The organism is Yoonia sp., from assembly GCF_017854415.1.
Lineage (GTDB): Bacteria > Pseudomonadota > Alphaproteobacteria > Rhodobacterales > Rhodobacteraceae > Yoonia.
Window position 1 is genome coordinate 1 of sequence record NZ_JAFMHR010000104.1, and the last position, 10,784, is coordinate 10,784.

Here is a 10,784-nt window from a genome sequence, read left to right on the forward strand (position 1 = left end):
GTAGGGGCGGCCATCATCATTGCCAGCCGCGGGTCTTCGAATTTGATCGCACTCGCCCCGTCGGGCATCGCCACGTAGGTCGTTCCGCTGATCACCGAGTGCGGGTGAATGTGGCTAGTGTGGATGCCGCCTTCGGGCAGGATATTGATCCAGATGTCCTCGAGTTTCAGCTTCTTGTCACCCAGATCAAATGCCACGTCTTTGGCAAATGCCGCGACATGCGCGTCGAGCACTTTCACAAGATCTTTGAAGATCGGGAACCGCCACGGCAGATCGCTTAGCGAAGCGTAGGACGTATAACCGGCATAGCCGTTTTCCTCGCACCAGTTCTGGCCGGCTTCGTCATCGTCTGCGATGACAAGGCACGATTGCTCCAGTTCGGATGCATCAATGGATTTCCCTAGCTCTGACAGCTTGGCGTGATAAAGGCGGGTCGCGAAGAGCGATTTTATATCTGACATGGCATCCTCATATCTGGCAGGTGTATAAAGGTATAGCGTCGAGATTTGGACATGGTCCAAAACAACCGCGGGCCTTTGCGCCACAAGGGGTTGCGCTGTTGGTATATCCCTCATATACGGCCCACTTCTACCCCCACTCCATCGGGAATCGGGTGACGTTTCGTACGGCCCACCGGTGATGTTGAAAAAGGAATATGGCATGAACGCCAATGAACTGCGGGCTAAAACGCCCGATCAGCTCCGTGAAGAGCTGGTCAACCTGAAAAAAGAATCATTCAATCTGCGTTTTCAGCAGGCCACTGGTCAGCTTGAAAACACATCTGGTATTCGTGCGGCCCGCCGCAACGCTGCCAAAGTTAAAACAATTCTGAACGAAAAAGCAGCGTCCGCTGCTTCGGAGGCTTAACCTATGCCTAAGCGTATCCTAGCCGGGGTTGTCACAAGCAACCAAAACGAACAGACCGTCACTGTGTCGGTTGAGCGTCGTTATAAGCACCCGCTGCTTCAGAAAACTATTCGTAAGTCCAAGAAATACCGGGCCCACGATGAGCAGAACGCATTCAATGTTGGCGATCAAGTCCGCATTCAAGAATGTGCACCACGTTCGAAAACGAAACGCTGGGAAGTAATTGCCTCTTAAGGTAGTCGCTCCCGAATGAAACGAAACCCTGGGCCCCCGGACGGAAATCGGGATTAGCTCATAGGTCGGAAAAGGAAACCAAATGATCCAGATGCAGACCAATCTGGATGTTGCTGACAATAGCGGCGCTCGCCGTGTTCAGTGCATCAAGGTTCTGGGTGGTTCTCACCGTCGTTACGCCAGTGTTGGAGACATCATTGTTGTTTCGGTCAAAGAGGCCATTCCACGCGGTCGCGTAAAGAAGGGTGACGTCCGTAAGGCCGTCGTCGTACGCACCGCCAAAGAAGTACGCCGCGAAGATGGCACAGCCATCCGTTTTGACAGCAATGCTGCTGTTATCCTCAACAACAACAACGAGCCAATGGGTACACGTATCTTTGGACCAGTTGTTCGCGAGTTGCGCGCAAAGAACTTCATGAAAATCATCTCGCTTGCTCCGGAGGTGCTGTAATTATGGCTGCTAAACTCCGCAAAGGTGACAGTGTCGTCGTTCTGACTGGCAAGGATAAGGGTAAGACTGGTTCTATCACCAGCATCGACCCGAAATCCGGCAAAGCCATCGTGGACGGTATCAACATTGCGATCCGTCACACAAAGCAATCTCAGGCAACAGAAGGTGGCCGCACGCCAAAGGCGATGCCGATCCAACTGTCCAACCTGGCAATCACTGACAGCAACGGCAAAGCAACCCGCGTCGGCTTCCGTATGGATGGCGACAACAAGGTGCGTTTCGCCAAGACAACAGGGGATGCAATCTAATGCTTGATACTGCAAACTATACCCCGCGTCTTAAGACCCTTTTCGCAACGACCGTTCGCGCGTCGATGAAAGAAGAGTTCGGTTATACAAACGACATGCAGATCCCACGTTTGGACAAGATTGTTCTTAACATTGGCTGTGGTGCCGAGGCTGTCCGTGACAGCAAGAAAGCAAAAACCGCACAAGAAGATCTGACAACAATCGCTGGCCAGAAGGCCATGACGACACGCGCCAAGAAATCAATCGCTGGTTTCCGCGTTCGTGAAGACATGCCTCTGGGTGCAAAGGTGACTTTGCGCGGCGATCGTATGTACGAATTCCTTGACCGTTTGATCACTGTTGCTATGCCACGTATCCGCGACTTTCGCGGCGTATCCGGCAAATCCTTCGACGGCCGCGGCAACTATGCCACGGGTATCAAAGAGCACCTGATCTTCCCAGAAATCAACTTCGACAAGATCGATGAGAACTGGGGCATGGACATCGTGATCTGCACAACAGCGAACACTGACGCTGAAGCAAAGGCACTGTTGAAAGCTTTCAACATGCCGTTCAACAGCTGAGGGGATATTAGATATGGCTAAGAAATCCATGATCGCACGCGAAGTGAAGCGTGAAAAGCTGGTCAAGCAGTATGCTGCAAAGCGCGCTGCCTTGAAGGCAATCATCAACGACAAAGAAAAGCCCGTGGAAGATCGGTTCAAGGCAACTCTTGAACTTGCAAAACTGCCACGGAACTCTTCTGCAACTCGTTTGCATAACCGTTGCCAGCTCACCGGGCGTCCACACGCCTATTACCGCAAACTCAAGATCAGCCGGATCGCGCTGCGGGACCTTGGTTCCAATGGCGAAATTCCCGGTATGGTCAAGTCTAGCTGGTAAGGAACACATATTATGAACGATCCTATCGGTGATATGCTCACACGTATCCGTAACGGCCAAATGCGCGGCAAAGCAGTGGTGGAAACACCTGCTTCTAAACTGCGCGGTTGGGTTCTGGATGTGCTTTCCGACGAAGGCTACATCCGCGGTTACGAAAAGAAGGACGGCAAAGACGGCCATCCTGCTTTCAACATCGAGCTGAAGTACTACGAGGGTACTCCGGTTATTCGCGAAGTGAAGCGGGTTTCAAAGCCTGGCCGCCGCGTTTACCTGGGTTCCAATGACATCCCAACAGTCCGTCAGGGCTTGGGTGTGTCGATTGTCTCCACCTCACAAGGTGTGATGTCGGATGCAAAAGCACGGGCGGCCAATATTGGCGGCGAAGTGCTCTGCACTGTATTCTAAGGGGATATCATGTCTCGTATTGGTAAAAAACCAGTTGAGCTGCCATCGGGCGTTACTGCCTCTGTGTCGGGTCAAACTGTTGAAGTGAAAGGCCCTAAAGGGACCCGTAGCTTTAAAGCAACTGATGATGTCACGCTGTCTGTCGAAGGCAACGTTGTCACTGTCACACCACGCGGCAAATCCAAGCGTGCGCGCCAGCAGTGGGGCATGAGCCGCACAATGGTTGCGAACTTGGCAACTGGCGTATCCGAAGGCTTCAAGAAGGAACTTGAGCTGTCGGGCGTTGGTTACCGTGCACAGATGCAGGGCAACATCCTGAAGCTGGCACTTGGTTACAGCCACGATGTGAATTTTGAAGTGCCAGAGGGTGTCACAGTGACATCTGCAAAGCCAACCGAAATTCTTGTAGAAGGTATCGACGAGCAACTTGTTGGTCAGGTCGCGGCAAATATCCGCGCTTGGCGTAAACCAGAGCCCTATAAGGGCAAAGGCATCAAGTACAAAGGCGAATATATCTTCCGCAAAGAAGGCAAGAAGAAGTAAGGAACGCACAGATGGCAAACAGCAAAAGAACTCTGTTTCTGAAGCGCCGCATGCGCGTTCGGAACAAACTGCGGGGCGTAACAGCCAACCAAGGACGTGCGCGTCTTTCGGTACACCGCTCAAACAAGAACATCAGCGCCCAGCTGATCGACGACGTAAACGGCGTGACAATCGCGTCCGCTTCGTCACTCGAAAAAGACCTGGGTGTGGTTGGCAAGAACAACATCGAAGCCGCTTCGAAAGTGGGCGCTGCAATTGCAGAGCGCGCAAAGAAGGCCGGCGTTGAGGTTGCTTTCTTCGACCGTGGTGGTTTCCTTTTTCACGGTAAAGTTAAGGCTCTGGCCGAAGCTGCGCGTGAAGGTGGTTTGAAAATCTAAAAAGCGTAGGCCGGGGCATGTCCCCGGCTTCGATGATCCGGCGTATTTGGCGACCGCGATTGGATAGCGCCCGCAAGGGCAAAGATATAAAGGACGCCATCAATGGCAGAACGTGATAACAACCGGGGTGGCCGCGGCCGCCGTGAAGAGCAAACTCCAGAGTTTGCAGACCGTCTGGTCGCAATCAACCGCGTTTCGAAAACAGTAAAAGGCGGTAAGCGCTTTGGTTTCGCAGCGCTTGTTGTTGTTGGCGACCAAAAAGGCCGCGTCGGCTTTGGTAAGGGTAAAGCCAAGGAAGTTCCTGAGGCGATCCGCAAAGCAACAGAGCAAGCCAAGCGTCAGATGATCCGCGTTGCATTGCGCGATGGTCGTACGCTGCACCACGACATCGAGGGCCGTCATGGCGCTGGTAAAGTTGTGATGCGCACCGCACCGGCTGGTACTGGTATCATCGCGGGTGGCCCAATGCGTGCCGTTTTCGAAATGCTGGGTGTTCAGGACGTCGTATCAAAATCTATCGGTTCACAGAACCCTTACAACATGATCCGCGCCACCATGGACGGCCTCACCAAAGAGCAATCACCACGCAACGTCGCACAGCGCCGTGGCAAAAAGGTTGCTGACATTCTGCCAAAGCGCGACGAGGCACCTGTTGCCGAAGCCGCCGCTGAAGCTGACGCGTAAGGAGATCTGACAGATGGGTAAAACAATCGTCGTCAAGCAGGTCGGTTCACCGATCCGCCGTCCCGCCAAGCAGCGTGCAACGCTGATCGGCTTGGGACTGAACAAAATGAACCGCACCAAAGAGCTGGAAGACACACCTTCCGTACGCGGCATGGTCAATTCGATCAGCCACATGGTCGAGATCATCGAAGAAAAAGGTTAAGCCGAAGTCGGGGGAAAGCCTGAACTACGGATTGCTAGATAGAACGCCTCGCAGGTAACTGCGGGGCGTTTTTTGTTCGTGCATTGGGGGCATCGGTTTTGTGAACGATTATTCTCGCATCTTCATATGAAAAGGAGCCGAAGATGATTTTGAATGAATGTGGCCGAGTGTTTCGGTCTGAAATAGGGCACCACCGCACAGGCACACAGGTCGTGATAGAAATTGTAATTATTGAGGAAAATGAAGGAGAGAGTTACTCGATCGACTATTCCCATTTGTGCAGGGAGACCCAACTGTCGCGGATTTGGGCATCCAATGGATACACTACTGCGCATAGCTTCGAAGATGCACTTCAAACTGCTGAAGGGTGGCTGCAAGTACTCTCGGGCTCATTTGAATTAGTCTCTACAATCTAGTGAGTATCTCGCCCGGCATCGCCGGGCAGCCCCCGACCCTCCCCACGGGAGGGGGCTTCACCCCCACCCAGGGTCAGGGGCTACCCTTGTGTTGTGACAAGCAACATCCCATTCTTGACCCCACTCCACACCCCGTCTATACGCCGCTAGTCGGTAGGCATCCGCCCCGACTCAGATGTAACGCCGTGTTTGGCCGCTCCCGTCGCTGGGGGCCAATTCCGGCAATAGGAGAAGCGACATGAAACTGAATGAACTTTCCGATAATGCTGGCGCAACCAAAGAACGCAAACGCGTTGGTCGTGGTGCTGGTTCCGGCATGGGTAAGACCGGTGGCCGCGGTATCAAAGGTCAAAAATCACGTTCCGGTGTAGCCATCAAAGGCTACGAGGGCGGCCAGATGCCACTCTACCAGCGTCTGCCAAAGCGCGGCTTTAACAAGCCGAACCGCAAAGCATATTCCGTCATCAACCTTGGTCTGATCCAGAAATTCATCGACGAAGGCAAGATCGACATCAAAGCAGACATCACCGAAGATGCACTGATCGCATCCGGTCTGGTCCGTCGCAAAAAGGACGGTATTCGCGTTCTTGCTAAGGGTGTATTCACGTCCAAAGCAACAATCTCAGTCACTGGTGCCTCTAAGGGTGCAGTTGAGGCCGTAGTCAAAGCTGGCGGTTCACTGACTGTCACAACAACGGCAGCGGCAGAGTAAGACCTTGTGAGCGACGCACGCGTCGCTTACATATCTTTCAAGTTTTCCCAAACGCCGCTGATCGGGGGACCCCGCAGCGGCGTTTACGCATGAAAAGAGACCCATATGGCTTCTGCAGCAGAGCAAATGGCAGCCAACGTCAGTTGGAGCGCCTTCGGCAAAGCAACTGAACTGCGCCAGCGCATTATGTTCACGGTCGGCTTGCTGATCATCTACCGTCTTGGAACGTTTATTCCTGTCCCCGGCATCGACTCGATTGCTTTGCAGCAATTCATGGACGAAGCCCAGTCAGGAATTGGCGGCATCTTGTCGATGTTCACAGGTGGCGCGCTGTCGCGGATGGCGATCTTTACCCTTGGTATTATGCCTTACATCTCTGCATCGATCGTGATGCAGTTGTTGGGTTCCATGTGGGAGCCGCTGAAGAACCTCAAAAAAGAGGGGGAAGCAGGCCGTCGCAAGCTAAACCAATACACACGCTATGGTACTGTCGTACTGGCCACTGCGCAGGCTTACGGTCTTGCTGTTAGCCTCGAAGCGGGCGGTTTAGCCGCTGATCCGGGTCTATTCTTCCAGGCGTCCACAGTGATTACCATCGTTGGCGGCACTATGTTCCTGATGTGGCTGGGCGAGCAGATCACCGCACGCGGCATCGGCAACGGTATCTCGCTGATCATTTTCGTGGGTATTATCGCTGAAATCCCGGCTGCCATGGCACAGTTCCTGTCCCAAGGTCGTTCCGGTGCGATTAGCCCGTTGGTTGTCATTGGTATTATTGTCATGCTCGCAGTCGTGCTGACCTTTGTGGTCTTCATGGAGCGCTCACTGCGCAAGATCCATATCCAGTATCCCCGCCAACAGCGCGGTATGAAGGTTTATGACGGGTCCACCAGCCACCTGCCGATCAAGGTAAACCCCGCTGGTGTTATCCCGGCGATCTTTGCCTCAGCGCTTTTGTTGCTGCCGACGACGATCAGCACGTTTAGCGGTGGCACATCCGGCCCAGTGATGTCGACGATTCTAGCGCTCTTTGGCCCTGGCCAGCCGCTTTACCTGTTGTTCTTTGGGGGCATGATTGTCTTCTTCACCTACTTTTATACCCGTGAAGTTGCATTCAAGACCGAGGACGTCGCAGAGAACCTGAAAAACCAGAACGGTTTCGTTCCGGGTATCCGCCCCGGTAAAAAGACCCAAGAATATCTTGATTATGTGGTGACACGTATTCTGGTTCTGGGTTCCGGATACCTCGCATTGGTCGCATTGCTGCCAGAGATCATCCGTGCGGAGCTCGCGATTCCGTTTTACTTTGGCGGCACATCAATCTTGATTATCGTGTCCGTTGGTATGGACACCATCCAGCAAATTCAGTCACACTTGGTTGCACACCAGTACGAAGGCCTGATTGAGAAGTCTCAGTTGCGTGGCAAGCGTAGTGCAAAACGTAAAGGGCCGTCTCGCAAATGAACATTATTTTACTGGGACCGCCTGGCGCGGGCAAAGGCACACAAGCACGTAAACTTGTGGACGAACGTAACATGGTGCAGCTTAGCACTGGTGATATGCTGCGTGCCGCGCGGACCAGTGGAACTGAAATGGGCAAGACGGTTGCGGGTGTGATGGACCGTGGCGAGTTGGTCACCGACGAGATTGTTATCGGCTTGATCCGCGAGCAGCTTGAAAGCGACAATGCAGGCGGGGGCTATATCTTTGATGGCTTCCCACGCACGTTGGCACAAGCTGATGCATTGGGTCGTTTGCTGGTTGATATGGGTGAAAACCTTGATTGCGTGATCGAGATGCAAGTCGATGATGACGCACTTGTTGACCGGATTACCGCCCGTTCGACCTGTGGTGCTTGTGGTGAGGTGTACAACGACAACACCAAACCGATCCCTGCGAATGAAAAATGCACCAACTGTGGTGCATCCGATTTCCAGCGCCGCGCTGACGATAACGAAGAAAGCCTGCGTACGCGTTTGATGGCGTATTATAAGCAGACAAGCCCGTTGGTAGGGTATTACTACGCCAAGGGCGATCTACGTTCAGTGGACGGTCTTGCAAGCATGGATGATGTGGCAACCAGCATCGCTTCGGCACTGCGCCAAAGCGAATAGGTACATTAAAACATCCGATGGACCGGGGATTTGACGAATAATTCTTCGGTCTCTCTTGGGCGTCTTGACCACAAGGCAAATGCCTCCTAAACAGCGCCATCCCTAGCGGGAATCAACTTGTGGTTAAGGGTCGCCCCCGAAAATCACAAACACCTCGATATGACGCAGCCCGGCGCCTTGATGGTCCGGGCTTCCGTTGTGAAAAAAGGGTCTGGAATGACGGACCCGCAACGAAAAGGAATTGCACACGTGGCACGTATTGCCGGCGTAAACATCCCGACTGCAAAGCGGGTTCCAATCGCCCTTACTTACATCACCGGTATTGGTTCTACCAAAGCCGAAGAAATCTGTGCAGCGGTCGATATCGACCGTGCGCGTCGCGTCAACCAGCTCTCTGATGCTGAGGTTCTGTCGATCCGTGAATACATCGACGCCAACCTTGCTGTTGAAGGTGACCTGCGTCGCGAAACACAGATGAACATCAAGCGCCTGATGGACCTTGGTTGCTACCGTGGCCTGCGTCACCGTCGTAACCTGCCTGTCCGTGGTCAGCGCACATCAACAAACGCACGTACACGCAAGGGCCCTGCAAAGGCCATTGCTGGTAAGAAGAAATAAGGGAGGCTTGATCAATGGCACGTGATACAAAACGCACCAAAAAGAAGGTCTCCAAGAACATCGCCGCTGGCGTTGCTCATGTGAACTCTTCTTTCAACAACACAAAAATCCTGATCTCTGATGTACAGGGCAATGCGATCGCATGGTCGTCCGCTGGTACAATGGGTTTCAAGGGTTCGCGTAAATCGACACCTTATGCGGCTCAAATGGCTGCAGAAGATGCGGGCAAGAAAGCACAAGATCACGGCGTGAAAACGCTTGAAGTCGAAGTGCAGGGTCCTGGTTCCGGTCGCGAGTCTGCGCTGCGCGCGTTGGCTGCTGCTGGTTTCAACATCACATCTATCCGTGACGTGACCCCAATGGCCCACAACGGCTGCCGCCCACCAAAGCGTCGCCGCGTCTAATTACACCCAAACGCCTTGGGGTCGTGCAATGGCAGCAAACTTGTTTGCTGCGGCACGGCCCCAATCCGTCATTTTAACCTCGGGCGTTTGCCTTATTGGACATGAAGGCAGACAAGTATGGAGGGACATATGATCCACAAGAACTGGGCTGAGTTGATTAAGCCAACTCAATTAGAAGTAAAACCAGGTAACGATCCTGCGCGTCAGGCCACCGTCATTGCAGAACCGCTTGAGCGTGGTTTTGGTCTGACATTGGGCAACGCACTGCGCCGCATTTTGATGTCATCCCTTCAGGGTGCTGCCATCACGGCTGTTCAGATCGACAACGTCCTGCACGAGTTTTCAAGCGTGTCTGGTGTACGTGAAGACGTCACAGACATCGTTCTGAACCTCAAAGGCGTCGCGATCCGTATGGAAGTCGAAGGTCCAAAGCGTTTGTCCGTTCAGGCCAAAGGCCCGGGCGTTGTGACGGCTGCTGATATTTCGGAAACTGCTGGCATCGAGATCCTGAACAAAGATCACGTGATCTGCCACCTCGACGAGGGTGCTGATCTGTACATGGAACTGACCGTAAACACCGGTAAGGGCTATGTCGCTGCGGACAAGAACAAGCCAGAAGACGCACCTATCGGCATGATGGCCGTTGATGCGATCTACTCGCCTGTGAAAAAAGTCAGCTACGATGTTCAGCCGACCCGCGAAGGTCAGGTTTTGGATTATGACAAACTGACAATGAAAGTCGAAACTGACGGGTCGCTGACCCCTGACGATGCTGTCGCTTACGCGGCCCGCATTCTGCAGGACCAGCTGTCGATCTTCGTCAACTTCGACGAGCCTGAATCAGCAACTGCTGGCGCGGACGATGACGGTCTTGAGTTCAACCCGCTTCTTCTCAAGAAAGTGGACGAGCTAGAACTGTCTGTACGTTCGGCAAACTGCCTCAAGAACGACAACATCGTTTATATCGGCGACCTGATCCAGAAAACCGAAGCAGAAATGCTGCGCACACCGAACTTTGGCCGCAAATCTTTGAACGAGATCAAAGAAGTGCTGTCAGGCATGGGTCTGCACCTTGGCATGGACGTCGAGGACTGGCCACCGGACAACATCGAAGATCTGGCTAAGAAGTTCGAAGACCAGTTCTAAGTATTTGGGTGGGCCTTCGGGCTCATCCGCAAATGCCCGCAATGGCGGGGAACAACTGGGCAATTCTGCCCCAATAATACGGCTGGCACGCATCAGACCGTTGGACAAAGTATAAATCTGAAGGAGACTATCACATGCGTCACGCACGGGGTTACCGCCGCCTGAACCGCACACACGAGCACCGCAAGGCGCTTTTCGCGAACATGGCCGGCTCGCTCATCGAACATGAGCAGATCAAAACAACATTGCCAAAGGCGAAAGAACTGCGCCGCATCGCTGAAAAGCTTGTCACACTTGGCAAGCGCGGCGATCTGCACGCACGTCGTCAGGCAAATGCACAGCTGAAGCAGGAAATGCACACTGCCAAGTTGTTCGAAGTTATCGGCCCACGCTATGCAGAGCGTCAGGGTGGTTACATCCG

Annotated in this window: 19 protein-coding genes; 18 read left to right on the plus strand and 1 reads right to left on the minus strand. The window is 53.4% G+C overall.

Annotation, left to right across the window (positions count from 1 at the left end):
- The coding region (locus QZ197_RS11790; protein WP_296432179.1) for a TIGR02466 family protein at positions 1–461 on the minus strand (461 nt) is incomplete at its 3' end.
- Positions 462–660: 199 nt separating this feature from the next.
- Between QZ197_RS11790 and rpmC the strand changes: the two genes are divergently transcribed.
- The 18 genes from rpmC to rplQ all read left to right on the plus strand — a co-directional run.
- Entirely contained in the window at positions 661–867 is a 207-nt protein-coding gene (gene rpmC, locus QZ197_RS11795; protein WP_296432181.1) for a 50S ribosomal protein L29, read from the plus strand.
- A 3-nt stretch (positions 868–870) separates the two neighbouring features.
- The gene (gene rpsQ / locus QZ197_RS11800; RefSeq protein WP_296432182.1) at positions 871–1,101 is read left to right on the plus strand and encodes a 30S ribosomal protein S17; all 231 of its coding nucleotides are present in this window, start codon (positions 871–873) and stop codon (positions 1,099–1,101) included.
- Positions 1,102–1,183: 82 nt separating this feature from the next.
- Complete coding sequence (gene rplN, locus QZ197_RS11805) at positions 1,184–1,552, plus strand: 50S ribosomal protein L14 (RefSeq protein ID WP_113775287.1); 369 nt, start codon at positions 1,184–1,186, stop codon at positions 1,550–1,552.
- A gap of 2 nt (positions 1,553–1,554) precedes the next feature.
- The gene (rplX, locus tag QZ197_RS11810; RefSeq protein WP_296432185.1) at positions 1,555–1,860 is read left to right on the plus strand and encodes a 50S ribosomal protein L24; all 306 of its coding nucleotides are present in this window, start codon (positions 1,555–1,557) and stop codon (positions 1,858–1,860) included.
- Positions 1,860–2,423: a 50S ribosomal protein L5 gene (gene rplE, locus QZ197_RS11815; RefSeq protein WP_296432187.1), complete on the plus strand. Its 564-nt coding sequence runs from the start codon at positions 1,860–1,862 to the stop codon at positions 2,421–2,423. The genes rplX and rplE overlap by 1 nt, the downstream gene beginning before the upstream one ends.
- Before the next feature lie 13 nt (positions 2,424–2,436).
- The gene (gene rpsN / locus QZ197_RS11820) at positions 2,437–2,742 is read left to right on the plus strand and encodes a 30S ribosomal protein S14 (protein ID WP_296432189.1); all 306 of its coding nucleotides are present in this window, start codon (positions 2,437–2,439) and stop codon (positions 2,740–2,742) included.
- Between the two features lie 12 nt (positions 2,743–2,754).
- Entirely contained in the window at positions 2,755–3,147 is a 393-nt protein-coding gene (gene rpsH, locus QZ197_RS11825) for a 30S ribosomal protein S8 (RefSeq protein WP_296432191.1), read from the plus strand.
- Positions 3,148–3,156: 9 nt separating this feature from the next.
- On the plus strand, positions 3,157–3,690 hold the full coding sequence (gene rplF / locus QZ197_RS11830) for a 50S ribosomal protein L6 (protein WP_296432192.1): 534 nt from the start codon (positions 3,157–3,159) through the stop codon (positions 3,688–3,690).
- 11 nt (positions 3,691–3,701) lie between these two features.
- A complete protein-coding gene (gene rplR / locus QZ197_RS11835; protein WP_296432193.1) occupies positions 3,702–4,067 on the plus strand; it encodes a 50S ribosomal protein L18 in 366 nt (121 codons plus the stop codon).
- Positions 4,068–4,169: 102 nt separating this feature from the next.
- Positions 4,170–4,751: a 30S ribosomal protein S5 gene (rpsE, locus tag QZ197_RS11840; RefSeq protein ID WP_296432194.1), complete on the plus strand. Its 582-nt coding sequence runs from the start codon at positions 4,170–4,172 to the stop codon at positions 4,749–4,751.
- A gap of 13 nt (positions 4,752–4,764) precedes the next feature.
- Positions 4,765–4,953, plus strand: a complete 189-nt coding sequence (rpmD, locus tag QZ197_RS11845; RefSeq protein ID WP_296432196.1) for a 50S ribosomal protein L30 — start codon at positions 4,765–4,767, stop codon at positions 4,951–4,953.
- A 654-nt stretch (positions 4,954–5,607) separates the two neighbouring features.
- On the plus strand, positions 5,608–6,081 hold the full coding sequence (gene rplO, locus QZ197_RS11850; RefSeq protein WP_296432197.1) for a 50S ribosomal protein L15: 474 nt from the start codon (positions 5,608–5,610) through the stop codon (positions 6,079–6,081).
- A 126-nt stretch (positions 6,082–6,207) separates the two neighbouring features.
- On the plus strand, positions 6,208–7,545 hold the full coding sequence (secY, locus tag QZ197_RS11855) for a preprotein translocase subunit SecY (RefSeq protein ID WP_296432203.1): 1,338 nt from the start codon (positions 6,208–6,210) through the stop codon (positions 7,543–7,545).
- Entirely contained in the window at positions 7,542–8,195 is a 654-nt protein-coding gene (locus QZ197_RS11860) for an adenylate kinase (RefSeq protein WP_296432198.1), read from the plus strand. The genes secY and QZ197_RS11860 overlap by 4 nt, the downstream gene beginning before the upstream one ends.
- Positions 8,196–8,444: 249 nt before the next feature.
- Positions 8,445–8,813, plus strand: coding sequence for a 30S ribosomal protein S13 (gene rpsM / locus QZ197_RS11865; protein WP_296432199.1), 369 nt, complete (start codon positions 8,445–8,447; stop codon positions 8,811–8,813).
- A gap of 14 nt (positions 8,814–8,827) precedes the next feature.
- On the plus strand, positions 8,828–9,217 hold the full coding sequence (gene rpsK / locus QZ197_RS11870) for a 30S ribosomal protein S11 (RefSeq protein ID WP_007206630.1): 390 nt from the start codon (positions 8,828–8,830) through the stop codon (positions 9,215–9,217).
- 129 nt (positions 9,218–9,346) lie between these two features.
- Positions 9,347–10,363 carry a DNA-directed RNA polymerase subunit alpha gene (locus QZ197_RS11875; RefSeq protein WP_055295946.1) on the plus strand — a complete coding sequence of 339 codons (1,017 nt, stop codon included), beginning with the start codon at positions 9,347–9,349 and terminating at the stop codon, positions 10,361–10,363.
- Positions 10,364–10,497: 134 nt separating this feature from the next.
- The coding region (rplQ, locus tag QZ197_RS11880; RefSeq protein WP_296432202.1) for a 50S ribosomal protein L17 at positions 10,498–10,784 on the plus strand (287 nt) is incomplete at its 3' end.

Bases quoted from the DNA above. Each gene is read 5' to 3' on its own strand.
- rplN (WP_113775287.1), top strand. From the start codon at position 1,184: ATGATCCAGATGCAGACCAATCTGGATGTTGCTGACAATAGCGGCGCT.
- QZ197_RS11860 (WP_296432198.1), top strand. From the start codon at position 7,542: ATGAACATTATTTTACTGGGACCGCCTGGCGCGGGCAAAGGCACACAA.
- rpsQ (WP_296432182.1), top strand. From the start codon at position 871: ATGCCTAAGCGTATCCTAGCCGGGGTTGTCACAAGCAACCAAAACGAA.
- rpsH (WP_296432191.1), top strand. From the start codon at position 2,755: ATGAACGATCCTATCGGTGATATGCTCACACGTATCCGTAACGGCCAA.
- rplF (WP_296432192.1), top strand. From the start codon at position 3,157: ATGTCTCGTATTGGTAAAAAACCAGTTGAGCTGCCATCGGGCGTTACT.
- rpmD (WP_296432196.1), top strand. From the start codon at position 4,765: ATGGGTAAAACAATCGTCGTCAAGCAGGTCGGTTCACCGATCCGCCGT.
- rplX (WP_296432185.1), top strand. From the start codon at position 1,555: ATGGCTGCTAAACTCCGCAAAGGTGACAGTGTCGTCGTTCTGACTGGC.
- rplO (WP_296432197.1), top strand. From the start codon at position 5,608: ATGAAACTGAATGAACTTTCCGATAATGCTGGCGCAACCAAAGAACGC.
- QZ197_RS11875 (WP_055295946.1), top strand. From the start codon at position 9,347: ATGATCCACAAGAACTGGGCTGAGTTGATTAAGCCAACTCAATTAGAA.
- rpmC (WP_296432181.1), top strand. From the start codon at position 661: ATGAACGCCAATGAACTGCGGGCTAAAACGCCCGATCAGCTCCGTGAA.
- rplR (WP_296432193.1), top strand. From the start codon at position 3,702: ATGGCAAACAGCAAAAGAACTCTGTTTCTGAAGCGCCGCATGCGCGTT.
- rpsK (WP_007206630.1), top strand. From the start codon at position 8,828: ATGGCACGTGATACAAAACGCACCAAAAAGAAGGTCTCCAAGAACATC.
- secY (WP_296432203.1), top strand. From the start codon at position 6,208: ATGGCAGCCAACGTCAGTTGGAGCGCCTTCGGCAAAGCAACTGAACTG.
- rplE (WP_296432187.1), top strand. From the start codon at position 1,860: ATGCTTGATACTGCAAACTATACCCCGCGTCTTAAGACCCTTTTCGCA.
- rpsN (WP_296432189.1), top strand. From the start codon at position 2,437: ATGGCTAAGAAATCCATGATCGCACGCGAAGTGAAGCGTGAAAAGCTG.
- rpsE (WP_296432194.1), top strand. From the start codon at position 4,170: ATGGCAGAACGTGATAACAACCGGGGTGGCCGCGGCCGCCGTGAAGAG.